Origin of the sequence: uncultured Tenacibaculum sp. (assembly GCF_947498805.1) — a bacterium.
In the GTDB taxonomy this organism is placed as follows: Bacteria; Bacteroidota; Bacteroidia; order Flavobacteriales; family Flavobacteriaceae; genus Polaribacter.
In genome coordinates, this window is record NZ_CANMLT010000002.1 from 559,761 (window position 1) to 583,693 (window position 23,933).

Annotated in this window: 22 protein-coding genes; 9 read left to right on the forward strand and 13 right to left on the reverse strand. The window is 31.6% G+C overall.

Annotated features, from left to right (window positions below):
- Positions 1-333: 333 nt before the first annotated feature.
- The 4 genes from Q0873_RS05520 to Q0873_RS05535 are packed head-to-tail and all read left to right on the forward strand — an operon-like array spanning position 334 to position 2,495.
- Complete coding sequence (locus Q0873_RS05520; protein ID WP_299104914.1) at positions 334-768, forward strand: SRPBCC domain-containing protein; 435 nt, start codon at positions 334-336, stop codon at positions 766-768.
- A gap of 43 nt (positions 769-811) precedes the next feature.
- Positions 812-1,321, forward strand: a complete 510-nt coding sequence (locus tag Q0873_RS05525; RefSeq protein WP_299104916.1) for a TPM domain-containing protein — start codon at positions 812-814, stop codon at positions 1,319-1,321.
- Between the two features lie 24 nt (positions 1,322-1,345).
- Positions 1,346-1,726 carry a VOC family protein gene (locus tag Q0873_RS05530; protein WP_299104919.1) on the forward strand — a complete coding sequence of 127 codons (381 nt, stop codon included), beginning with the start codon at positions 1,346-1,348 and terminating at the stop codon, positions 1,724-1,726.
- A 40-nt stretch (positions 1,727-1,766) separates the two neighbouring features.
- On the forward strand, positions 1,767-2,495 hold the full coding sequence (locus Q0873_RS05535) for a hypothetical protein (RefSeq protein ID WP_299104921.1): 729 nt from the start codon (positions 1,767-1,769) through the stop codon (positions 2,493-2,495).
- Positions 2,496-2,535: 40 nt separating this feature from the next.
- Here the strand turns inward: Q0873_RS05535 and Q0873_RS05540 are convergent, their stop codons facing one another.
- The 6 genes from Q0873_RS05540 to Q0873_RS05565 form a co-directional block, all read right to left on the reverse strand.
- Positions 2,536-3,696 (reverse strand): tyrosine/phenylalanine carboxypeptidase domain-containing protein, encoded by a 1,161-nt coding sequence (locus Q0873_RS05540; protein ID WP_299104923.1) that lies wholly within the window; start codon positions 3,694-3,696, stop codon positions 2,536-2,538.
- Positions 3,697-3,724: 28 nt separating this feature from the next.
- Complete coding sequence (locus Q0873_RS05545) at positions 3,725-4,555, reverse strand: N-formylglutamate amidohydrolase (RefSeq protein ID WP_299104925.1); 831 nt, start codon at positions 4,553-4,555, stop codon at positions 3,725-3,727.
- A complete protein-coding gene (locus Q0873_RS05550; protein ID WP_299104928.1) occupies positions 4,556-4,882 on the reverse strand; it encodes a hypothetical protein in 327 nt (108 codons plus the stop codon). It lies immediately after the preceding gene.
- Entirely contained in the window at positions 4,882-5,721 is an 840-nt protein-coding gene (locus Q0873_RS05555) for a sulfurtransferase (RefSeq protein WP_299104930.1), read from the reverse strand. Before Q0873_RS05555 ends, Q0873_RS05550 begins: the two co-directional genes overlap by 1 nt.
- Complete coding sequence (gshB, locus tag Q0873_RS05560) at positions 5,711-6,742, reverse strand: glutathione synthase (RefSeq protein ID WP_299104932.1); 1,032 nt, start codon at positions 6,740-6,742, stop codon at positions 5,711-5,713. Before gshB ends, Q0873_RS05555 begins: the two co-directional genes overlap by 11 nt.
- 124 nt (positions 6,743-6,866) lie before the next feature.
- Positions 6,867-8,192 carry a dicarboxylate/amino acid:cation symporter gene (locus Q0873_RS05565; RefSeq protein WP_299104934.1) on the reverse strand — a complete coding sequence of 442 codons (1,326 nt, stop codon included), beginning with the start codon at positions 8,190-8,192 and terminating at the stop codon, positions 6,867-6,869.
- Positions 8,193-8,310: 118 nt separating this feature from the next.
- Here Q0873_RS05565 and Q0873_RS05570 point away from each other — a divergent pair, with 118 nt between their 5' ends.
- Together Q0873_RS05570 and Q0873_RS05575 are read left to right on the forward strand one after the other, a co-directional pair.
- Positions 8,311-8,958 carry a DUF937 domain-containing protein gene (locus Q0873_RS05570; protein ID WP_299104936.1) on the forward strand — a complete coding sequence of 216 codons (648 nt, stop codon included), beginning with the start codon at positions 8,311-8,313 and terminating at the stop codon, positions 8,956-8,958.
- 73 nt (positions 8,959-9,031) lie between these two features.
- Complete coding sequence (locus Q0873_RS05575) at positions 9,032-9,337, forward strand: DUF6787 family protein (RefSeq protein ID WP_299104938.1); 306 nt, start codon at positions 9,032-9,034, stop codon at positions 9,335-9,337.
- 66 nt (positions 9,338-9,403) lie between these two features.
- Here the strand turns inward: Q0873_RS05575 and msrA are convergent, their stop codons facing one another.
- Positions 9,404-10,045, reverse strand: coding sequence for a peptide-methionine (S)-S-oxide reductase MsrA (gene msrA / locus Q0873_RS05580; protein ID WP_299104940.1), 642 nt, complete (start codon positions 10,043-10,045; stop codon positions 9,404-9,406).
- A gap of 142 nt (positions 10,046-10,187) precedes the next feature.
- Between msrA and dnaX the strand changes: the two genes are divergently transcribed.
- On the forward strand, positions 10,188-11,888 hold the full coding sequence (gene dnaX, locus Q0873_RS05585; protein WP_299104942.1) for a DNA polymerase III subunit gamma/tau: 1,701 nt from the start codon (positions 10,188-10,190) through the stop codon (positions 11,886-11,888).
- On the opposite strand, the gene Q0873_RS05590 is transcribed toward dnaX, so the two are convergent.
- Positions 11,877-13,694 carry a sodium:proton antiporter gene (locus tag Q0873_RS05590; protein WP_299104944.1) on the reverse strand — a complete coding sequence of 606 codons (1,818 nt, stop codon included), beginning with the start codon at positions 13,692-13,694 and terminating at the stop codon, positions 11,877-11,879. The two genes, dnaX and Q0873_RS05590, sit on opposite strands and share 12 nt — an antisense overlap.
- Positions 13,695-13,777: 83 nt before the next feature.
- Here Q0873_RS05590 and Q0873_RS05595 point away from each other — a divergent pair, with 83 nt between their 5' ends.
- Together Q0873_RS05595 and Q0873_RS05600 are read left to right on the forward strand one after the other, a co-directional pair.
- Positions 13,778-14,602: a universal stress protein gene (locus Q0873_RS05595; RefSeq protein WP_299104946.1), complete on the forward strand. Its 825-nt coding sequence runs from the start codon at positions 13,778-13,780 to the stop codon at positions 14,600-14,602.
- Entirely contained in the window at positions 14,603-16,822 is a 2,220-nt protein-coding gene (locus Q0873_RS05600; protein WP_299104947.1) for a SulP family inorganic anion transporter, read from the forward strand.
- Here the strand turns inward: Q0873_RS05600 and pbpC are convergent.
- The 5 genes from pbpC to Q0873_RS05625 form a co-directional block, all read right to left on the reverse strand.
- Complete coding sequence (pbpC, locus tag Q0873_RS05605; protein WP_299104949.1) at positions 16,809-19,157, reverse strand: penicillin-binding protein 1C; 2,349 nt, start codon at positions 19,155-19,157, stop codon at positions 16,809-16,811. The two genes, Q0873_RS05600 and pbpC, sit on opposite strands and share 14 nt — an antisense overlap.
- Before the next feature lie 48 nt (positions 19,158-19,205).
- On the reverse strand, positions 19,206-20,519 hold the full coding sequence (locus Q0873_RS05610) for a DEAD/DEAH box helicase (RefSeq protein ID WP_299104951.1): 1,314 nt from the start codon (positions 20,517-20,519) through the stop codon (positions 19,206-19,208).
- Between the two features lie 130 nt (positions 20,520-20,649).
- Entirely contained in the window at positions 20,650-21,777 is a 1,128-nt protein-coding gene (locus tag Q0873_RS05615; RefSeq protein WP_299104953.1) for a metallophosphoesterase, read from the reverse strand.
- 61 nt (positions 21,778-21,838) lie between these two features.
- The gene (locus Q0873_RS05620; RefSeq protein WP_299104955.1) at positions 21,839-22,999 is read right to left on the reverse strand and encodes a hypothetical protein; all 1,161 of its coding nucleotides are present in this window, start codon (positions 22,997-22,999) and stop codon (positions 21,839-21,841) included.
- Positions 23,000-23,009: 10 nt separating this feature from the next.
- Complete coding sequence (locus Q0873_RS05625; protein WP_299104956.1) at positions 23,010-23,930, reverse strand: glycosyltransferase family 2 protein; 921 nt, start codon at positions 23,928-23,930, stop codon at positions 23,010-23,012.
- Between the last annotated feature and the right edge of the window lie 3 nt (positions 23,931-23,933).

Consider the following 23,933-nt stretch of genomic DNA (forward strand, 5'->3'; position numbering starts at 1 on the left):
ATACCTAACAAAATTTATTGTGGACACCCCTTGGGATACACACCATATACAAAAAGTTATCAAAAATTTAGAAGAACTACTTCAAAACAAAAAATGATAATAAAAATTGGCACATATTCTTTAAAGATTAAAACTTATAATCACAAAGAATTGAGACTTGACAATACTTATGAAAAATACTCGAATTATAGTATTAAGGATTTTCACCTCAATGAAACGTCTGAAATGATTCATGTGAAAGCAAAATTAACTCTCATCCCAACTGAACAAGACAGGATAAAAAATGGAGTATTAAATATGTTTCTATTCAAGACGAATTAAAAACTAACAAACATGAAAAAAACTGATAAACCCGTAATTGTAGAAGAAAACTTTACTGTATCCATAAACGAACTATGGGGTGCCATCACTGAAGTGAATCGTATGAAACAGTGGTTCTTTGAAAACATTGAGTCTTTTGAGCCTACGGTAGGCTTTAAAACAAAGTTTATCGTTCAAAATGAAGATAGAATCTTTCCTCACCTTTGGGAAGTAACTGAAGTTATTCCAAAAGAAAGAATATGTTATAATTGGAAATATGAAGGGTATAAAGGTGATTCTTTTGTAACTTTCGAAATATTTAAATCTGAACAAGGTTCCAAATTAATATTAACCCATAAAGTAACAGAGAGTTTTACTGCAGACATTGAAGAATTTAAAAGAGAAAGCTGTATTGGAGGATGGAATTGGTTTATCAAAAACCAATTAAAAAACTACTTAGACACATAACAAACTTGTTAAAAACACATAACTAAACTATCAAACTTTTATAATGAAAATTGCTATTCAAATTATATTTTTATTGATCTCCTTAAATTTTGTTTCTTGCAAAAGTGTTTCAAAAGAGAAGGAAAAAATTAATAAAAGCTCCTTCCCTACTCCTAGAGGAATTATTAATGATTTTAGTCATATTTTCAGTCAAGAGCAAAAAGCGCAACTGCATAAAATACTTTATGATTACGAAATTAAAACAACAAAGCAAATTGTAGTGGTTACCGTAGATAGCATAAATCCCTATACTAATATACAAAAGTATACGAGCGATTTAGGGAATAACTGGGGAGTTGGATCGAAAAAAACTAATAATGGACTGGCAATTGTTTTATGCAAACCATGTAAAAAGATTGGCATAGCCACTGGAATAGGCACTCAATTAGTACTTACTAATTCTATTTGCAAGCAAGTTATTGATAAAACAATCATTCCTCAATTTAATAATGAACAGTATTATCTTGGTATTGAAAAAGGTATTCTTGAATTAATAGAACAATGGCAACCATAAGATATATCTAAACAAATTAAATAAATGAATACGACTGAATTTCTTGGTTTACGTACCACTATTTATAAAGTAGGAGATATTACTAAGGCCACAGAGTGGTATACCAAAGCATTTGAAACTGCTCCTTATTTCAACCAGTCTTTTTATGTAGGTTTCAATATTGGAGGATACGAACTTGGATTACAACCTGAAAAACAAGCAATTCAAAACAAAACAGAAAGTGTAATTACCTACTGGGGAGTTAACGATATTATAAAATCATACAACAGACTTATCGAACTTGGAGCCAAAGAACATGAAAAACCGTATAATGTTGGTGGAGAAATTGTAACCGCTACCGTACTTGATCCTTTTAATAATGTTCTAGGTTTAATTTATAATCCTGAATTTAGTTTAAACACATAACCTATATTCTATCTACTTACACCCTTCAAACCTTACTTCTATGAATAATATAAATAGCATTATAAAAAAAGCACAAGATGATTTGTTTCCTCAATTAGAAGCTAAAATTCGTGCCGAATTAGAAAAGAAAGATAAAGATTGGCTTATAGATCAAATTATATTTCTCACTTGCGAAAAGCACAGTTTACATGAACAAAAACATAATTTAGATAACTTTAAAAAGCGTTTAGAACGAATTCATACAGCAAACTACAATTTACAACATCTAGATAATTTTATTAAACAATACCAAAACACTACAAGAGAAGTACTAGAAAAAAACAACCTCTTAATTAATCCTCCACATATGGGATTAGATACTATCTCCTCTCTTCAAAGATCTTCTAATGGTGATTTGCTTCTTGAAAAAGCTAGAGATGTACTCTATTCTTGCTTATATGGAGATGAAAGCATTAACATTCATTTAACTAGAGAGCAGGAAGAAATCTTAACTATTATGCTCCCAGTTTCTAAATCCGACTCATTATTTTTCTTAAAAGCAGTAACTGAAGTGGAGGCTAAAGGTACTTGGTTAGATCCTGAGGGAATCTCTAACGATCAACAAACTCCAAATCATAAGTTACAAATCGAATTTAGCAATGACAAAAACGGTACTATAGGCTTGGCTGCTCTGGTTGCTTTAAAACTAATTAACTTTTTACACGTTAACGAACAAATCTTATATTGTTATTTAGAAAAACTAGAACGAAGCTCTTTAGAAACAAATTAATATATCTAACATTACCTAAAACTATTTTTGACCAACAATTCTATTTTAAATTTTCTAAGATAAAATCAATGGTTTTGTTTTGGTTTTTATTTTCAGCATAAGAATCTGTTATAAACTTTGAAGGCACCGCATAATTATTTTTCATCAGATACTTAATATCTTCTGCAAAATCTAATGATACCTTTCCTGTTAACAACACACTTAAATCTTCTCCTGATTTGTAGTAGTTATAAATCTTTTTAAGACCTGTTAAATACAAGTAGTCTTTGGTGAAACCGCCTCCTCTATAGGCTCTCACAGTTTTATAAAAGGCGTCCTCTCTTTCTAAGTCATAGGTGTTATGTAACAATCTAAAAGTTTTAGAAAAAGAATATCCTTTAGCTAATGCATCTACTGCAATAACTCTATAAGCCAACTCCTTTAGTCGTCTTAATGTTAAATTCCCAGACATATACTCGCTAAAAACAGCCAATCCTTCCTGAGTTTCAACATTATTTGGAAAACCATGAGAGAATATTTTTAAAGGATGCTCTAAACCATTCATGGTAGTAACCATATGTACACCTATTTCATGATTTGTAAGTATAGCCATTTCATTTTCAGAAAAGGTATGATTTCCACTTATCACTAAGGTTTTAATACTATTTAAAACCATGGCAATAGCACTCATTTTAGTAGATTGTTTTATATGAAAATTGAATTCATAATTTTTACCGTATTCTTTAAATATTTCTTCTGCTTGTTGAGGAGAAAATTTAGGTTTGAATACTGGAGAATCTTTATCTACATCTTCAAAATGTAAGATAAATTTTGCATTTTCTACATCATCTTCAGTTGGAGTTCCAAACGAACGTAAGCTGTTATAATAAAACTTCTTTCCTTCTCCAATAGTTTCAATACACTGAATTAATCCAGAATAGAAATACACAATTTCTTCATACATATTTCGAATTCGTTCATCTTCAATTTTCTCTAAAGGAAGTGTAAAGAATTCTCTATGTAGTTTAAACTTATCAAAATCTCTTTGAGGGTATGCAAATACAGGGTCTGTTAAATACTTAGAAGCGAAAAAAAGTTCTTTTTGCTCTTCAATATTTGTCGGATTCACATAGTTTAACAACTCTATTTTTTTCACTAGAGCATCTATATATCGATCTATTTTGAACAGCTCTTGCGTAGCAACATTCGTATCATTCATCATAATTCAATTTGAAAAAGTGGCTGCAAAGTTACAATTTAAAGCTTTTATAAAAAGTTTCGGCATGACTTTTTAGTGCTGTTCTTAAATACTTTTCTACAGCAGAAACAACTTCCGGGTAATTTACTTGATGTATCTCATCACAATATACTTTTGCTATCTCAGTAGCTAATACCAATGTATTGTTGAAGTTTTCAGTAATATATTTTAAGAAATATCCATTTCCTTGAAAGGTATCATTAATCTTAGAGCTTGATTTAATTCCATTTGGAAAAGGCATTTCCTCCAAAATCTTCCTCCAAGATTCAATATACAAAGCATACTTCGTATTATCAACATTAGCCGTTCCTAAATTCCAAGTAGGTACTTCCCTATCCCAACGTTGCCAATTATAAGAATGCATATCATACACTACACAACAGTCAAATTTTTCTTCAATTTTCGATATTAAAGCGTGTACTACGCTATAAAAATTAAAATGCTTTTGAAGACTTTTCTCTTTCATTTCATTTGAAAGAGGTTTATGCCACAATTGTTTTCCCCAGGCATCTTCATATATTGCGGTTTCTGGCGCTCTATTAAGATCATACTCAAAACGAGAATCTAATCCTGCAATAATAATGGGATGAGAAATTACCATATTCTTTGTTTCAGGATCTTCCTCATACCAACGTTCATATGCTGTATGCTTACAATTGTTCCAAAGTTCTTTTCTAAATTGATGTCCATCATGAACTGCACCACATACATAAGGAACATATGCTTCTACCTTTAAAGTAAAAGAATAGTCCCTACTAACCGCTTCAAACAACTCTTCTTTAGAAATCTTTTCTATAATCTCCTCAACAGATAGTTTTAGCATTTAATTCAATATTTTTTGTAAAACACCAAATACCTTTCTTTCCATGGCATCCACAGTACCATCTGCAAAAAAGACTTCCTTAATATCTCTAAGTAAATCATCCTTTTCTGTTTCTGAGTACTTATTCTCTTTTAAATACAATTTTATTTTCTCTAAGTTCGTATGATCACTTTCTGCAACAATCTCAGTATGCATCTTGTTATACGTAACTTCATCTACTTTAGAAAGAATATAGTCTCTTTCTTCTTTTGTTTCTATATAGTTACAATGTGCTGCGAATAACAACACATATATTTCAAATTCTCTTTTGGTCCAATCTAACTCCATTATTTCTCTATTGGTAATTCTAATCTGCTAGCCCACTCTGTCCATGAGCCATCATAAACTTTATAATTAGTATATCCTGATGCCTGTGCTCCTAATGCAAGAATACATGCCGTAATTCCAGATCCGCAAGTAAAAATCATTTCTTTATTTTCAGGATTACTGTCGATATACAACTTCTTTAATTCTTCTATAGGTTTCATTTTACCTTCTTCTTGTAAAACTGAATATGGTAAACTAAATGAATTTGGAATATGCCCGCCCCTTAAATCTTCTCTAGGTTCTGGAGAGGTTGCATTAAACCTTCCTTTCGATCGAGCATCTAAAATAGAAACGTCCTTTTTAAGAGATTTTAAAACCTCTTCTGCACTTGCATACAAGTCTTTACTAAAACTTGCCTCAAAGTTCCCTTCTAATCTTTCTATTTGCTTAGGAGGTTCCGTTTTATAACCTGCGCTAATCCATTCTTTTAAGCCTCCGTTTAAAACTGCTATATTTTTAAATCCGAATACATTAAAAAGCCACCATACTCTAGGAGAAGAATATACACCTATATCATCATAAACAACAATACAACTATTATAATTAATTCCAAGTTTTTGGACTTCTCTTTGAAAATGTTTTTCTGAAGGAATTGTATTAGGATACTCTGCCTCTTTGTCTAAAAAAACATTTTTTAAATCAAAAAATATAGTACCCGGTATTTGTTGTTTATCTATTTCTTCTTCCTTCTTTGTTCCGACCTTTTGAATAGTTGCGTTTAAAACAATCAAATTTTCATGTTGAAGGTTTTCATGCAACCACTCCTTAGAAACTAAGGAAGTAGGTATTTTAAGCCTCATTTACTGCTCTTTTAAGATCTGTCATTCTCCTAAAAGCAGCATTCTTTTCTAATACTTTACTTTCTAAGAAATCAATTACTTTTTCTTGAAGTTTAACTTTAGATACTTTATTGATATATGTAATTCCACCAGGACTCATTACATTTACCTCTACTAGCTTTCCTCCAATCACATCTATTCCCACAAACAACAGCCCATCTTTAACCAATTTAGGTCCAATCTTTTCACAAAGTACTTTTTCAGCTTTTGTTAATTTGTGTTTTTCAACTCTTCCTCCTGCGGTTACATTAGAACGATGGTCTTTTTCTCCTGGTATTCGTTTCATTGCTCCAATTGGAACCCCATTCAATAATAAAATACGTACATCTCCTTTTTCTGCTCCCTCAATATACTCTTGGAGAATTACATAATCTGAAGACCCATCACTTTTACTGATATAAAAATCTAATAGAGAATTGATATTTCCCATTGCAGATTTCTCTATTAAAATAACTCCTGATCCCCCGTAACCATTTAATGGTTTTAAGATCATCTTATCAGAATCAGATTCAGCAATTGTTTTAATCAAGTAGTCTTTATTTTTTGAAACGTGTGTCACGGGAATAATATCATTATTCGGATCATCAAAAACTGCGGTGTAGAGCTTGTTATTTGCCTCTCTCATCCCTTGAACCGAATTGATGATAAACACATCGTCCTTTACGGAATCTAAAAAGTTTAACATTAGTGGATCTAATGGCGGATTAGCACGCATAAAAATAGCATCAAAACCTGCTAAAGGGAGCATTTCTTCTCTTGTTGTTGCTTTTTTATAATACGATTTTATACTAGAAGGTACTTTCTCCATCCTATTAATAATTGTACAAAATGCATTGGTAATACTATTACGTATTGTTAAATTAGATGGTGTACAGATTGCCACTCCATGACCTCTCTTAGCACACTCATGAATAAGTGCTAATGTAGTATCATTCTCTGGATCTATTTCTTCCCAAGGATACATTAAAAAACAAATGTTCATAAAGTTAAAATGATATTAGTTTAGTTTGTTACTTTATTCTATTTTAAGAAAATAAACACCAATGTAACTAAGTACAGTGGTGTTTATAAAAATACTATTTTTTTCAATATGTAAAAATGAAATATTATTTTACTTCATCATAATGATCATCCCAATTTTTTGGCTTAGGGTCTCCTAATTTACCAACTGACTTTGCTACTAATGTAGATACCGTTGCATCACCCGTAACATTAATAACCGTTCTACACATATCTAACGGTCTATCTACGGCAAAAATAAGTGCTAAACCAATCGCTAGCTTATCTCCAGGGAAACCAACAGCTTCTAGAACAATTACTAACATTACCATTCCTGCTCCTGGAACTGCTGCTGAACCAATAGAAGCTAATAATGCAGTTAAAATAATGGTTAACTGATCACCAAAGGTTAAATCAAAACTTAAGGCTTGAGCAATAAATACTGCTGCTACTGCCTGGTATAAACTGGTTCCATCCATATTAATGGTTGCTCCAACAGGAAGTACAAAACTAGATACTTCCTTATCTACTCCCACATGCTCTTCAACACGCTCCATAGTTACGGGTAAGGTTGCAGCACTACTACTAGTTGAAAAAGCTAATAATTGCGCTGGACTTATTTGTTTTAAAAACCACATTGGGTTTTTCTTAGTAAATACACTTACCAATATCATATAAAAAGTAACCATTATTAATAAACCACCTACAACAGTGAATGCATATTTTAATAGTGCCAATAATAAATCTGGATCATTAGAAGATACTACTACATTCGCTAATAATGCAAACACAGCATATGGTGCAGATAACATTATTAAATCAACCATTTTTAACACGACTTCATTTAAAGAATCAAAAAAGTCTTTTAATGGCTTTGATTTTTTTTCTCCAATTAACAACATTGAAATTCCGAGGAAAATAGTAAAGAAAATAACTTGCAACATAGCTTTATTATTACTCATTGCTTTCATCGCATTATCTGGTACCATATCTTCTAAAAACTGTAATGGTCCACTTGCTTTTTGTTTAGATGCTTCCGCAATCTTTGCTTGAACACTTCCACTATTAGCATAGGTTTCTGTTAATCTAGTAATAGTTTCTTCAGAAATTCCATCCCCTGGCTTTACAATATTTACTAATAATAACCCTATTGTAATAGCCATCACAGTAGTACCGACATAAATTACAATAGTTCGTAACCCTATGTTTTTAAACTTTGAGATATCTTTTAAATCAGAAATTCCCTTTACCAATGATGCTATAATTAACGGAACTGCGATTAATTTTAATAGTTTAACAAAGATTGTTCCTAAAGGTTTTATCCAATCCCCTACAAAGCCTGCTCCTCCATCAATACCAGTCATTGCTAATCCGAATAAAATACCTAGAACCATTCCTATTAGAATTTTCCAGTGTAGTGCCAGTTTTTTCATGTAATCGTTTATTTTAAAAGCTGAAAGGTAAAAATAATTATTGAAACAAATGTGACTTTAAATTTGTAACTTGTGTCTCAATTATTGAAAGCGAATTACTAATCTTAAAAAAGAACAAATGGAAGGAATTTTAGACCTCTTAAATAGCGACTTAGGAAAAACAATAATCTCAGGAGTTGCAGGATCAACTGGTCAAGACACAAATAAAACTGGAAGTGTACTTACAATGGCATTACCTGTTTTAATGAAAGCAATGCAACGAAATGCTTCTACACCAGAAGGTGCTGAAGGTTTAATGGGTGCTTTATCTAAAAAACACGATGGTGGTATTTTAGATAATCTTGGAGATTTATTTCAAGGAGGTGTAAATGCGGATGTTTTACAAGATGGTGGTAAAATTTTAGGACATGTTTTAGGTAACAAACAACAAGGAGTTGAGCAAGTAATTGGTCAAAAAGCTGGAATTGATGCAGGATCTGTTGCTAATATTTTAAAAACTGCTGCTCCGATTTTAATGGGAGTTTTAGGTAAACAAACGCGTCAAAGTAATGTAAATAACTCAGGTGATTTAAGTGGATTACTTGGAGGCTTATTAGGTGGAAGTTCAGCTCAAAAAGAGCAAAGTTTTTTAGAGCAAATTTTAGATGCAGATGGAGACGGAAGTGTTGTAGATGATGTAGCTGGAATGGTTTTAGGAGGATCTAGTAATCAAAAGTCAGGAGGTTTATTAGGAGGATTACTTGGTGGACTTTTCGGTAAGAAATAAACTTAAGAAAAATACATTCTTAAAAGGGCAAACATTTGTTGTTTGCCCTTTTTCTTTTAATTACTTTTGCAGCATGGAAAAATTGAAACAACGTTGGGGATTAAAAACTACTTGGGATGTTATTGCCGTACTATTGGTTTTTTCTATCAATGGATCTTTTGCTGCTAAGATTGGAGGACCACTTTTATCTTATTTCAATGTAACTGCTGATAACACACACTGGTTTCTATATGGTTTGTATAGATTCTTGTTAATTTTTCCTATTTACCAAACTACTTTACCTATTGTAGGTTGGTTATTTGGTAAGTTCGATTTCTTCTGGGAGTTTGAAAAGAAATTCTTAAGTAGATTAGGTTTCGGATTCTTATTTAAAAAATAAAACCTTTTGACCTGTTATTAACAAATCAAAAGGCTTCTACATTTAAACTATTAACTTAAAATTCTATTAATGAACTTTATCTTTTAAAAGGTGAGGGAACCGTTTTTTGAATTTGTTTAGTCTCGGTATTGATACATTCCTTACATAAGAATTGAAAGGATGTAACCTTTCATAGTTTTGATGATATTCTTCTGCCTTATGAAATTTTGTAAACTTAGTTACTTCGGTTACAATTCTTCCGTTATATACCTCTTTATTTAATTTGTTAATGGTACTTTCGATTATTTCCTTTTCTTTTTCATTTTGATAAAACGCTATAGAACGGTATTGCGATCCATAATCTGGATGTTGTCCATTTTTTGTAGTTGGATCATGAGATCCAAAAAATACATCTACTAAACTTTGAAAACTAACAATATTAGGGTCATAATATACTGCAACTGTTTCTGCATGCCCTGTTCTTCCAGTTCCTATGGTTCTATAGGTTGGTCTTTTTGTATGACCTCCTGCATATCCTGAAACCGCCTCCTCTACTCCTTTTACACTTTCAAAAATTGCCTCTACACACCAAAAACACCCACTTGCAAAATATGCTACTCTTGTATCTTTCTTTACAGATTCCACCACCTTCTTTTCTACTTTTTCTTCTGTTTTAAAACCATAAATACCTAAGGCTAATGCAAGTACTACTAAAATGTATTTTTTCATTCTTTTATAATGTTTATGACTGTTTGGTCGATAAAAAAACAAACTACATACAATTGTTTACAACTTTATGTTTTCCTTAAGAAATTTGTTTGTGTGTTGCTTTTGGGTTTTCTATTTTTGTTCAAGTAAACAAAAGTAATTAATGGAGCATTTTATAGTATCGGCACGTAAATATAGACCTCAAAATTTTGGGGATGTTGTAGGTCAACAAGCTATTACAAATACGTTGGAAAATGCTATTAAAAATAACCATTTAGCACAAGCTTTGTTGTTTACCGGACCAAGAGGTGTTGGTAAAACCTCATGTGCCAGAATCTTGGCTAAACGAATCAACCAAGAGAGTTCTACAACTGACGACGAAGATTTCGCATTTAATATTTTTGAATTGGATGCCGCTTCTAACAACTCTGTAGATGACATTCGTAACTTAACTGATCAGGTAAGAATACCGCCTCAAACAGGAAAGTATAAAGTATATATTATTGATGAGGTACATATGCTTTCTCAAGCAGCCTTTAATGCTTTTTTAAAGACACTTGAAGAGCCACCTGCTCATGCTATTTTTATCTTAGCTACTACTGAAAAACACAAGATAATACCGACGATTTTATCTCGTTGTCAAATTTTTGATTTCAAGCGAATTGGTGTTTTAGATGCTAAAGAGTATTTAAAAACAATCTGCGCTAAAGAAAACATTACCGCTGATGATGATGCGTTGCATATTATAGCTCAAAAAGCAGATGGAGCAATGCGTGATGCTTTATCTATTTTTGATAGAGTGGTGAGTTTTTCTGGTAGTAATTTAACACGTGAAGCAGTTACACAGAATCTGAACGTTTTAGATTATGATGTATATTTTAATATGACTGACTTGTTATTAACTAACAAAATTCCAGAAGTATTAATGGCTTTTAATGATGTTTTATCTAAAGGATTTGAAGGACATCATTTTATTAGTGGGTTGGCTTCTCACTTTAGAGATTTATTGGTTGCTAAAGATAGCGCCACCATCCAATTATTAGAAGTTGGTGATAATACTAAGAAAAAGTACTTAGAGCAGGCTAATAAAGCTACTATGCAATTTTTATTACCCGCTATTGATAAAGCCAACGATTGTGATTTAAAATACCGAAGCAGTAAAAATCAGCGTTTACTGGTAGAACTTACTTTAATGCAAATTGCCTCTATCACTTTTGATGGAGCAAAAAAAAAATCTAGCAACTACATAATTCCAGCTACATTTTTTACTTCTTTATCTCCAAAGATTCAAAAAGTAAAAAAAGAAGTAAAACCTACTCCTACTCCTGTTCAACAGCAACCTGTTGAAAAGAAAGTTATTCCTCAAGAGGAAGTAAAAGTTAGAAAACCTCGTTTGGAAGGAGTTCGTAGACGCTCTTCTTCACTAACTTTAAAAAGTGTTCATGAAAAACGAGAAGAGAAAGGAACGGACTTAGAAGAAAACTTCGACAATCATCCTAAAACACCTTTTACTGAAGAACAATTAAAGGATGCTTGGAAAAAATATTATTTTAAACTTTATAATGGAGGTGAACGAAGCGTAGCTTCAGTTATCACTGCTGGTGAGCCTAAATTGGCTCAAAACTTCGAAATTCTTTTTTCACTACCAAATAGTTTAATGTCTAATCAATTAGAGCGTGCAAAACCAAAGTTATTAAGGCATTTGCGAGAAGCTTTAAATAACTATGGTATTAGTATTAAGGTGGTGGTAAACGAAAAAGTTGAAAAGAAATTTGCGTACACACCCCATGAAAAATATCAAAAGCTTAAAGAGAAAAATCCTCTTTTAGAAACGCTTAAAAATACCTTTGGATTAGATGTCTAGTTCTTTTCCTAGATAAACAATCGTGTTATTTTCCTTAATATCTTCTGCTTTTACATTAGTAACCACTTCAAAGTTCTCTCCCATTTTCACAAATAATGGAATCGCCTTTAACTCGTCATTAATTACTTTTAATTTATTAAGATAATCTTCAGAAGAACTTACTACCAATTCATTCATATTAGGATAATCTCTAGCACTGTCATTTAAATTAATATAATCATCTTTACAACTTAACAGCATTCCATTCATCTGGCTATCTTCTAATTTAGCCTCATTTGAAGTTGCAATTCTAAAGGTACCTTGTTCTCCATATAATTCTGAAAACTGGTTTATTGCAAACTCATTTACGGCATCACTTCCTGTCATTGCTATTAAATATCCAACATCATTCAACTCTACATTCTCATCTAAACTATCATGGAAAATATCTACATCAAATGCCTCTATTCCATTATCTCTTGCTTCACTGATATAACTTTTGTTTCTATCTAACAACACCACTCTACGGTCATTGTCTATTAAGTATTTAGCAATCAAACGAGATGCCTCTGAAGCTCCTATAATTACAATTGCTTTTGATTCTTTTAAGAAAACTCCTACCAACTTTGCAAACAATCTTGCAGTGGTAGCATTTAATAAAACCGTTCCTAATACAATCATAAATACCAATGGAGTAATATATTCTGCTCCTTCTACTCCTTGTTGCATCAACTTTGTTCCGAATAAAGATGCAATACCCGCAGCTACAATACCTCTAGGACCAACCCAACTTATAAATAGTTTTTCATTTAATTTTAATTTAGAATTATAGGTACTTAGAAATACTCCTAATGGTCTTATAACTAATACTACAGAAGCAAATAGCAACAACGCATTCCAATTAAATACTAGCATTAACTCACTAATATTCATGTTTGCAGCTAATAAAATGAATAATATTGAAATCAACAAAACGGATAAAGATTCTTTAAAGTAGAGTAATTCATCAAAACTATGAATTTTACTATTTGCTATAACCATTCCCATAACTACTACAGAAAGTAGTCCAGATTCATGGGCAAACAAATCAGACAATACAAAAACCAATAATACTGAAGATAGTGCTACAACATTTAACAAATAATGCGGTACAAGCTTTCTATTGACTACAAAAATAAGTGCATGCGCAAAAGTAAACCCGAAGGTAAATCCGAATAACAAAATCTTTCCAAACTCTAACAATGCGGTTTTTGTGAAACCACTTCCTCCTCCTACACTAATAAACTCAAACATTAATACTGCTACCAATGCTCCAATAGGATCAATTAAAATTCCTTCCCATTTTAATACTGCAGCAACATCTTTTTTCAGCGGAATGTTTCTTAAAATTGGAGATATTACCGTTGGTCCAGTTACAATTATTAACGCGGAGAATAGCATAGAAATCTCCCAACCTAAATCGAAAATATAGTGTGCAAAAATTGCAGAAATTACAAATGTTACCGCAGAACCTAAGGTTATCAACTTTGTAATTACAGGTCCAACATTTGATATTTCACTTTTTCGAAGTGTTAATCCTCCTTCAAAAAGTATAATACTTATTGCCAATGAAACAAAATAAAACAGTCCATTACCTGGAAAAAGCCCTTTTGTACCATTCCAAACAGGTTCTATCCATTTACTTCCATCTTCATTAAAAAACTCAGCAGCAATTGGCCCTACAAAAAGACCTATTAAAATTAAAGGTAAAATTGCTGGTATTTTGAATTTCCATGCCACCCATTGTGCTAAAATTCCTAAAATGATAATTCCCGCTAATTCAATCATAAATGTAAAGTTCAGTGTTCTTAATAGTTATTTTTTCGTATGCGATAATAAAACTCTATCTTCGGCGGCTTAAAATACAAATTTTGACGAAAAAAATTCTTATTGGTATTGCTTTTTCTCCAAATTTAAAATCCAACTTATTTGAAGCAATTCGATTAGCTGATATGCTCAACGCTCAACTTGTTGGAGTTCATGTTGGTAAGCAAACTCCAGAGAAAGAATCTAAATTAAAGCAATTGTTAAGTATTGCACCCCAAACAGATTCTTATACTACTATTTGGCAAGAAGGAAATCCTGTAAATGTTATATTAAACACTATTCATAAGCATCAAATTGATTTATTGATACTAGGAGCTTTACAAAGAGAAAATTTATATAAGTATTATGTGGGTTCTATCGCTAGGAAGCTAACTAGAAAAGCTCCATGTTCTGTTTTATTAATGATAAAACCTTCTGTAAAAAGAATTCCTTGTAAGCATATTGTTGTGAATGGTCTAAAAGATGACAAAACACAAGAGACTATCAAAACAGCTTTTAATGTTTCTCACAGTTTAGGATGTAAAAGAGTTACAATTGTTGAAGAAACTAGTCAGTCTGAATTGAATGTTAGAGTTAACGATGACAAAACTCTAGAAAAAAGCACAAAAGTAAAAGAGCAGATAAAAAAACGTGAAGATTTACGTGTTCGTTCAATTTTAGAAGAAATCGACACCAAAGATATTACCGTAAAAACACAAAACATCTTTGGTAAAAGAGGTTATTCTATTGGTCATTATGCAAAAGTAAAACGTGCCGATTTACTCATAATGAACCCACCTTCAAAAACGGGAATTTTAGACAGAATTTTTCCTCAAGACTTAGAATACATTTTATCAGAATTACCAACCGATGTTTTAATAGTGAAGTAAATGAATATGAAGAATAATTTTAAAACATTTATAAACGACATTCCTCAAAATCTTTTTTCTGGGTTTGTTGTTTCTTTAATAGCATTACCTTTAGGGTTAGGTTTAGCATTGGCTTCAGGAGCACCTCCTATTTCTGGAATTATAGCAGCAATTGTTGGAGGTTCTGTAGTAGCCTTATTAGGTGGCTCAAATGTAACTATCACAGGGCCAGGAAATGGTTTAGTAGTAGTTATTTTAGCTGCAATTACTACACTTGGTGCTGGAGATATGCATCAAGGTTTCTTATACACCTTAGCTGCCATCGTTATCTCTGGGCTTATTATGATTATTCTAGGTTTTTTAAGACTTGGATCATTAGGAGACTTTTTCCCAGCCTCTGCCATACAAGGAATGCTGGCTGCCATAGGTATTGGTATTTTTGCCAAGCAAATTCATGTAATGCTAGGGAATTTAGATGCCAAAGGAAGTATTGTACAATTAGTATTACAAACTCCAGAAGGATTATATAATTACGTTACGTCTAATAGTACAAGTGTGTTATATGCAGGTGGTGTAGGTATTCTGAGTTTACTTATTATGGTATTTTATGGTAAAATTAGAAATAAGTATTTTCAGTTAGTTCCAGCTCCTATGTGGATTGTTATGCTAAGTGTTGGGATGTATTACTATTTCGAATATTTCTCTGCAAGTAACTATCCTATCGATGCTAATTTATTAATTAATATTCCTGATGATGTCGTTTCTAATTTTAATTTCCCTGATTTTGGAAAGGTGTATGAAACAGACTTCATCAGCGCTGTTATTTCAATTACTTTGATTGCAAGTATAGAAAGTTTATTGAGTATTAAAGCCGTAGACAAATTAGATCCCTTAAAACGTCGTTCTAATGTAAACAAAGACATTCGAGCTTTAGGGTTAGCTACTGTAATTAGCGGTTTCTTGGGTGGTTTAAATGTAGTAACCGTTATCGCTCGTAGTTCTGTAAACGTAAATAATAAAGGAAGTAATCGTTCTGCAAACTTCTTCCATGCTTCGTTCTTAGTGATATTTATTTTGCTTTTTGCTAGTGAATTACGTAAGATTCCACTTTCAGCATTAGCTGCTATCCTAGTTTATACAGGTTACAAACTCGCTTCCCCAGAAAACATTAGTAAAGTATTTAAAATCGGGAAAGAACAATTAGTAATTTTCTTAATTACCTTATTAACTACCATTACCACTAGTTTAATTACTGGTATTTTAGTGGGTATTCTAGCAACTTTTGTAATTCATACATTTATCAACAAGAGTTTTAGTTTATTTTTTAGAAACTTATTAAAACCTAATGTTTTAATGTTTAAAGAGGATGATAAATACTACGTTTCGGTAAAAAACTTCTCTAGTTTTTTAAATTATACAAAACTAAAAGCAAAATTAGATCAAATCCCAGAAAATGAAGATGCTATTATTGACTTTACCCTATGTGATTTTGTAGATCATTCGGTAATGGAAAACCTCAACAATTATGCAGAATCTTTTAAACGTAAAGGAGGTCATTTTGAAGTAATTGGTTTGGATAGTCACAACTCTACTAGTGAACATCCTTTTGCCTTACGTAAAAATATACCAACGCAACAAGAAGAGTTAGGAGCAGTTCACAATTTAACTAAAAGACAAAAATCATTACAACATATTAGCACTGAGTTAGGTTGGGAATATCAATTATTACCTTCTCAAGTAACCAAAATTCCAGAATTTGGATATTTTAAAACACGTACTATTAAGAAAGTATCAAATGTACTTTCTAATGAAAATTGTACGTTGTTTGACGTTGAATTTCATGAAGGTGAATTATTTGCCAAGCAAATCATCAAAGCAACAATGTTACATATTCAATTAGAACATAATGTACCTGAGTTTACTTTAGATCGTGAAGGTATTTTTGAATATATATATCACTTTGCTGGATTTAAAGATATTGATATAGATAAGCATCCAGATTTTTCTAAACGTTTTTATTTATCTGGTAAAAGCACTTCAGAAATAAAGCATTTCTTTACCGATGAATTAGTGCTATTTTTCGAAAGTAATACATACTACCACATTGAAGCCAGTAATAGAGGGTTATTAATTATTGGTAGAGAACGTTTAGCTGGTATTAAAGAGATTAAAGCGTTGGCTGATTACGGTATGCGTTTACAAAATATTATATGCAAGAAGAAAGAAGCTATTGCAATTTAAGCATACGCGTTTTTTCATTACCAAAATCATCTAAGACCGTAATTTTATATACTCCCTTTTTTGGGAGTATTTCTTTTTCATGATATTGTTGCGTTTTACCAATATATTTTTCATTTACATACCAAAACACATTTGCCTCAGGGTTGGAATGCGTTAATTTCAAAATTAACGAATTTATATTTCCATCGGCTCCTTTGGTTAATGAAATTGTTGATTCATATTTAGTAGGAATCACAAAATCCATTGTGTTTAGATCTTCTTCAATACATCCTTGTTTATAGTTCGGTAATACATTATAATCTGCATTCTTCTGTTTGTAATAATAGGCCATTAAAGGAGGTAATACAAACCATGGTTTTCTTTTAATATTACTAACAGATTCACAATTGGTATTTACTCGAAACTTCTCTGTTTTATCTACAGTAACTTCTTTATGATAAGGGCATGGTTTTACACGTATTCCTTTTTTAGGAATTCTCTTTCTTGTAGATTCACAGATAGGTAAAGCTAAATACCCGCTTTTTTTACAAATATTCTCTTCTACTAAATCTTCAAAAGGTTCTAAAAACCATGTTGATTTTGGTAATACATCAAACACATCAAACATAATAGGTGCAGCACTTCCTACACCGGTTAAATCTGCTCTTCCTTCCCCATCTGAATTTCCTACCCAAACCCCCACTACATATTTAGGAGTTGCTCCAATAGCCCAAGCATCTTTATTCCCAAAACTAGTTCCTGTTTTCCATCCTATCTTTTGCGAGGAATCAAAATATTTCCATGCCTGATCTGTATATGGTCTGTTTACTTCTGTCAGTGTATTCAGTGTTGTAAAGGCTGATCCAGCATCTATATTTGTGTATTCTTTTTGTTTCTTTCCGTAACCTATTTCTTTCAATTGTAAGAAACTTGGTTCTATAAATTCTTGTGAATAATATTGATGCTTTAAATCTTCATAATGATTAATAGTTCCAGCATATCCTGCGAATGTTTTGCATAGATCCCATAAACTAGCTTCTGCTCCACCAAGTATTAAGGAAAGTCCGTAATAATCGGCAGACTTATTTATATCTTTTATCTTATACTTTTTTAAATCTTCTCTGAATTTCTCTAAACCATAGCTTTGTAACATTCTTACTGCTGGAATATTTAAAGATCTTGTCAATGCTTCATTTGCAGGAACTGCTCCATCGAAAGTTAAATCGAAATTTTTAGGCGAATACCCAGCTATTTCTGTTGGTACGTCTACAACCAATTGCGTTGGTAATAATTCACCTTCATTTAGCATATGTGCGTATAAAAAAGGTTTTAAAGTACTTCCTGTACTTCTTGGCGCTATCACATTATTCACATCCTTTTGATGTTGTTTGGTGGTCTGAGCATTTCCCACATAACTAAGTACCTTTCTCTTTTCAACATCTAATACTAAAATGGCCAGATTATGTACTTCATTTTGCCTTTGTAATTCATAGTGCTTTTTAGCAATTGTATTTACTTGGCGTTGTAAATAAATATCAATAGAACTTCTAATACGTTTATTAGGATATTTCTTGGCTACTTCCTGCACAAAATGTGTTGCTACCGTAGGTAATCTATAAGGTTTTTGCGGAAGTTCTTCTTCAATAGCCAATTCATAGGTTTCTTTATCAATGATCTCTTCTTGAAACAGCTTTCTTAACAAAGTATCTCTTTTCTTTTTGAGTTTTAATTGATTCTTACCTGGATAAATAAGAGAAGGTGCATTCGGCAAAACTGCTAGCGTAGCACTTTCTGCCCATGAAAGCTGATGTGGTGCTAAACCAAAATACCTCCAAGCTGCCATTTCCAGTCCTACTACATTTCCTCCATAAGGAGCATGTGATGCATAGAGTCTTAAAATTTCTTCTTTTGAAGAACGAAATTCTAATCGTGTTGCTAAGACAAGTTCTTTTAATTTCTCCGTATATGAACGAGCAGTGTTTTTTCTTGATAAACGAATAACTTGTTGGGTAATTGTACTACCACCCCTAACAACTTTTTTTGCTTTGATATTCTCCTGTAAAGCTTTAGCTATAGATATTGGATTAAATCCGAAATGCTCATAGAAATAAGCATCTTCAAATTGTAAAATACATTGTTCGAATTTAAAAGGAACTGAATCTAACTCGGGAAATCTCCATTGTCCATCTTTAGCTATTACCGCTCCTAATAATACATCGTTCTTTGCTGTAACTACTGTTGATGTAGGTGTATTGAAAAGTTGTTTAGGTAAACAGAAATAGTATAAAATCATTAAAAAACCAATAATGATAATTTTTATCCTATGCCTCTTAAAGATGTTATCCTTTTTTTTCATTTACAATTTTTATACTACAATAGTAAAAATTACATGTGAATACTAAATTTATACTATATAAACGCGCACCTTTCTATTCTTTAAACGTGTGTTATTAAAGCTTTCCACTAACCTTTTTGCTTCTGTTTTTGGTACCGCTATAAAAGCACAATCTTGTTTCAACTCAATAATACCTAATTGGTCTTTACTTAAGTTTCCTTTTTTAAAGAACAACCCTGCTATATCTCCTTTGGAAATCTTGTCTTTTCTTCCACCTGAGATAAATAGCGTTTCCCAATAACGAGGTTTTATCTTCTCTTTATGCGATATATCAGCATTTGACAAGTTCTCTATAAATTCAGGTAATTCCTCTTTTTGCCATTTTAATATATAGGCCGTTCCTTTTGCATTCACTCTTGCTGTTCTACCATTTCTATGAGTAAATTCTTCTATACGTTGCGGCAATTCATAATGAACTATATAATTTAACTCTGGAATATCTATTCCTCTAGCTGCTAAGTCTGTTGCTAATAGCACCTGACTTGTTCCATTTCTAAACTTTATTAATGAACGTTCACGGTCTCTTTGCTCCATTCCACCAGAAAAACAGCTGTGCGCTATTCTATTTTTTGATAAAAATTCACTTACCTTTTGTATACTATCTTTAAAATTACAAAATATAATTCCAGATTTATCTCCTATGTGCTGTAATAAATCTACTAATGTTTGTTCTTTATTTTTTGAAGGTGAAACAACCGTTTTTAGTGTTAATTTTTTAGATTTCTTTCCTGTTAAATAGTTTAATACTTTTGGAGAATCTAAACCAACAAAACTAGGTATCTCTGTTTCTTGTGTAGCAGATGTTAAAATTCTCTTACGAATGTTAGGTAACTGATTAATAATCCCTCTCATTTCATATTCAAAACCTACTTCTAACGACTTATCAAACTCATCTAATATCAAAGTTTTAATATCCTCTTTAGAAAAACGATCACTTGCAATATGATCTGAAATTCTTCCTGGGGTTCCAATTAAAATACTAGGTGTATGTTGCAATTCTATTTTATCCTTTGACATTGCTCTACCACCATACACTGCATTTACTTTTAACCCAGTCCCCATTTCTCGCAATACTTGCTCTATTTGAATTGCCAATTCTCTTGAAGGAACTAAAATTAACGCTTGCACATTAGTGTTTTTAGGATCTATCAATTTTAAAGTTGGTAATAAAAAACTTAAGGTTTTACCTGTACCTGTTGGTGATAATATCACAGTATTAGCATTTGTATCTACTACTGAAACCGCTTCCTTTTGCATTTCATTTAATTCATAGATATTAAGCTTTGCTAAAATATCTTCTTGTGTCTTTATTGTATTTGCCATATTATATCTATGAATTTATATTTGCAACAAAGATAGTTAGTCTTATAACAGTAATTAGGGTTTAATTTTTAATAAAAAAGCTTATCAAGAAAATTCTTAATAAGCTTATATAAAAAAAATATTACTTCTTCTAGTTATTCAGATAAGGGTTTCCGTTTTTGCTCCATGTTAACGTCGTTTGATCTCTAACAGTTGAAGGATTTTCTGGAACCGCTTTGTAATATGGATTTCCAACATCATAGCCCATAGAAGTTAGTTTTACTTCTCCTGAACTTAAAATATCTATTTTAGAATATCCGAAAAACTTTGCAGAACCTGGACTTCCACTATTTCCTGCAATTACCTGATAGGTTCCTTCTCCTCCTGGTTGCATTCTCTGGTAATCATGTAAATGTGCAGATAACATAGCTACGACCTTATTTTCAACTAACTTAGGCCACAATACTGGTCCTTCTGGAAAACCTGCATGTCCTGTTTCTGGTTTACCACTTACATAATAAGGTTTGTGCCCTAAAACAAAAACATGATCAATTAATGGATCTTTTCTATACTCTTCTACTTTATTAATTATCCAATCCGTAGGTATTTGTCCTTCCAATCCATATGGATTTTCAGTAGTGGGTGCATTATAGGTATCTGTATTCATCAGTACAAAACCTATATTCTTTCTTTTGAAAGCAAAAGTCATTTGATTATTAATACTGTCCTTTCCCATAACATGATCTCTATCTTTTGGCATATACTCTGCCATATGCTTCATCCAAATTTGTGTAGCTCCTTTTAAAGGCCACTCATCGTGATGTGGTACATTGTAATCATGCCAATATAACATTTCATGATTTCCTGGAATAGCCACCATTTCTATATCCGCTTTACTAATAGAGCTAAAATTGGTATTGTAATACAATTCTTTCCAAGCTACTAATTGATCTTCTAAGTTTTTAGTTGTTGATTCTGCCAAAACCATATCCCCCAAGAAAAAGAACAAATCTGGTTTTCTTTTTAAATCAGCAATCTCTGTCCAAATTCGTTTCATTGCTGATAAGTTCGCGGTGGATGCATTTGTTGCGGTGGTATCTCCTACTTGATGTCTATCTACTCTATTACATCCTAAAAAAGTAAAACTAAAAACCACGGAATCTTGCTTCTTCTCTGCAATTCCTTCTTTTTCAACTCCAGTTGTTACATTCTTTTTCTCTTCTGATTTACAGCCTACTATTAAAATGGCTAATAAAATAAGTACAATACTTTTATTCATTTGTTTAGTGTTTGATTAGTTAGTATTCTAAAGTAAATATTATCAATTAAAAAATGAGAAATTAATTTCTAAAATCCACTATTAAAGGTGTCTTTGAGGTAGTATTATTTACATATAAATCAGACTCCTTAACTGCGTTAATTGTTAAAGTAATATTGGGTGTTTTTATTTGAAAAATTGCCTGAAGTTTTTTACGAATTTGGTTTTTATCTATCATTTTACTCGGAGCTTCAACTAACAAAAACTCTATTTCTATAGCGACATCAGACGTATTTCTAAGTTGTATTTGATATCGATTTATTTCTTCATACAACCAGTCAAAATCATTTAAAAAATAAGCTTCAGAATCAATAGAAAAAGATTTTGATTCTCTTGATTTTAAAACTAATACTCTTTTTCCTTCTTCATAAATCAATTTTCCTATATCCCCCATTAAATATCTAAATACCGGAAATCTCTTTCTTAATAGGTTAGTTACTACTAAGGTTCCATTTCCTTCTTTATCAGGTTTTTCTATTTCAACAACTATATCATCTAAAATTTCATACGATGTTGTTATTTCTGAATATGTTGACCAGCCCCAAATACCTGTTTCAGCAGAGCCATATAATGAATAGATCTTTTGTGCTCTAAAAACTTTCTTTAAAAGCTCGGCATGGGACTTTAATAAAAACTCTCCGGCATACATTAGATTATTTACCTCTAATTCTAAGTTGTTTTCCATAAGGTAATTTGCAAACAACACAAGCTTCGAAGGAGTACCCATTAGTATGGTTGCTTTAAATTGTTTTGCTGTATTATAAACCAACTCAAAAGACGATGAAGCTCCTAAAGAAATAGTTGTTGCATCGCATCTTTCTAAAATATCATCTAAAATTGCTGCAGTTCGATACATTCCTTTATAACTAAATAAGTTTAAGGCAATGGTTTTAGATGAAAACATGCCATATTTTACAAGTTCTTTTGCTAATAAACTTCGTTGATATAAATTTTCTTTTATATCTACAGGAAAAATAAGTGGCTTGGAAGAAGAACCTCCTGATCTTACCAAGTACACTCCTTTGCTTTCTTTTTGAAGGCTAAAATTATCTTTTAATACTTTTCGCAATACGTGCTTTTCTAATGGTAACACACTTGATTCTTCTTCATTTTTATAGAATTCTTTAAACAGAGAAGAGTTTTTAACTAGTGTAAAATGCTGTTTTAGTTTTTCTAATTCCATTCTTTGTCTTTTAAAATTTATGAAGAAAATAATAGTGACATTGTCTAAAGAATACGCTTCTATAAACCCAAATAAACTTTAGTTTTTGTTGAGACGAATTAAGACTTGCTAAAGCGTGTTTAATCCATCTATATGCTACTACCCCTTTTAGACGTTTATCATAATAATCTTTACTCTTTTTAAACCTCGTTAACACGGGTGGTACATCAATTTGATTCCATTTAGAATATTTCTTTCTAGATTCACTTCCAGGTACTTCTCTTATCCTTAAATACTCTCCTATTAATAAGCCAATATTTTTATTCCCTTTATTTATATGGTTTCTCAGTACTCTATACCAATAGTCTATCCCTTCGTAAAAAATCTTCTTTTCTATAAACTTAATAGTGCTTCCACATTCTCTTTTTATAAGTACGTTACTTCCAACCCCCATATAAAAATTATGAGATGTAATCGTTCTTAAAGGATTATTTAATAGAAATGTTTCTGAGTCAACCAATGTTAGTTCCTCTTGAATTTTTTGAATGTTAGGATATATTTCTTTACTCGGAAAGAGTTGTATTCCAACTATTAAAAAATCAATATTATGACGGAGCATCATACCCGAAGCTTTTTCTATGATACCATCTTCATAGATGTCATCTGAATCTAAAAAACTAACAATATCTCCAGTGGTCTTTGAATATCCAATATTTCTAGTATATCCTATTCCATAATTTTTATCTAACTCTACAATTTCAATTCTAACATTTTGAAATCTTGTTGGAGCTGTTTGTATATATGCTCTTACTTTCTCTAAACTACCATCTGTACTCTTATCATCTACAATAATGATTTCATAAGGTAATTGAGTTTGAATAGCCAAAGAGTGTAAAGTTTCTTGTATATATGGAGCTTTATTATATAGTGGTATTACAACTGAAAACTTCATTTA

What these genes read in the sequence shown, in the direction of transcription:
- Q0873_RS05520 (WP_299104914.1), top strand. Translation starts at nt 334, where the DNA reads ATGAAAAAAACTGATAAACCCGTAATTGTAGAAGAAAACTTTACTGTA.
- Q0873_RS05525 (WP_299104916.1), top strand. Translation starts at nt 812, where the DNA reads ATGAAAATTGCTATTCAAATTATATTTTTATTGATCTCCTTAAATTTT.
- Q0873_RS05530 (WP_299104919.1), top strand. Translation starts at nt 1,346, where the DNA reads ATGAATACGACTGAATTTCTTGGTTTACGTACCACTATTTATAAAGTA.
- Q0873_RS05535 (WP_299104921.1), top strand. Translation starts at nt 1,767, where the DNA reads ATGAATAATATAAATAGCATTATAAAAAAAGCACAAGATGATTTGTTT.
- Q0873_RS05540 (WP_299104923.1), bottom strand. Translation starts at nt 3,696, where the DNA reads ATGATGAATGATACGAATGTTGCTACGCAAGAGCTGTTCAAAATAGAT.
- Q0873_RS05545 (WP_299104925.1), bottom strand. Translation starts at nt 4,555, where the DNA reads ATGCTAAAACTATCTGTTGAGGAGATTATAGAAAAGATTTCTAAAGAA.
- Q0873_RS05550 (WP_299104928.1), bottom strand. Translation starts at nt 4,882, where the DNA reads ATGGAGTTAGATTGGACCAAAAGAGAATTTGAAATATATGTGTTGTTA.
- Q0873_RS05555 (WP_299104930.1), bottom strand. Translation starts at nt 5,721, where the DNA reads ATGAGGCTTAAAATACCTACTTCCTTAGTTTCTAAGGAGTGGTTGCAT.
- gshB (WP_299104932.1), bottom strand. Translation starts at nt 6,742, where the DNA reads ATGAACATTTGTTTTTTAATGTATCCTTGGGAAGAAATAGATCCAGAG.
- Q0873_RS05565 (WP_299104934.1), bottom strand. Translation starts at nt 8,192, where the DNA reads ATGAAAAAACTGGCACTACACTGGAAAATTCTAATAGGAATGGTTCTA.
- Q0873_RS05570 (WP_299104936.1), top strand. Translation starts at nt 8,311, where the DNA reads ATGGAAGGAATTTTAGACCTCTTAAATAGCGACTTAGGAAAAACAATA.
- Q0873_RS05575 (WP_299104938.1), top strand. Translation starts at nt 9,032, where the DNA reads ATGGAAAAATTGAAACAACGTTGGGGATTAAAAACTACTTGGGATGTT.
- msrA (WP_299104940.1), bottom strand. Translation starts at nt 10,045, where the DNA reads ATGAAAAAATACATTTTAGTAGTACTTGCATTAGCCTTAGGTATTTAT.
- dnaX (WP_299104942.1), top strand. Translation starts at nt 10,188, where the DNA reads ATGGAGCATTTTATAGTATCGGCACGTAAATATAGACCTCAAAATTTT.
- Q0873_RS05590 (WP_299104944.1), bottom strand. Translation starts at nt 13,694, where the DNA reads ATGATTGAATTAGCGGGAATTATCATTTTAGGAATTTTAGCACAATGG.
- Q0873_RS05600 (WP_299104947.1), top strand. Translation starts at nt 14,603, where the DNA reads ATGAATATGAAGAATAATTTTAAAACATTTATAAACGACATTCCTCAA.
- pbpC (WP_299104949.1), bottom strand. Translation starts at nt 19,157, where the DNA reads ATGAAAAAAAAGGATAACATCTTTAAGAGGCATAGGATAAAAATTATC.
- Q0873_RS05610 (WP_299104951.1), bottom strand. Translation starts at nt 20,519, where the DNA reads ATGGCAAATACAATAAAGACACAAGAAGATATTTTAGCAAAGCTTAAT.
- Q0873_RS05615 (WP_299104953.1), bottom strand. Translation starts at nt 21,777, where the DNA reads ATGAATAAAAGTATTGTACTTATTTTATTAGCCATTTTAATAGTAGGC.
- Q0873_RS05620 (WP_299104955.1), bottom strand. Translation starts at nt 22,999, where the DNA reads ATGGAATTAGAAAAACTAAAACAGCATTTTACACTAGTTAAAAACTCT.
- Q0873_RS05625 (WP_299104956.1), bottom strand. Translation starts at nt 23,930, where the DNA reads ATGAAGTTTTCAGTTGTAATACCACTATATAATAAAGCTCCATATATA.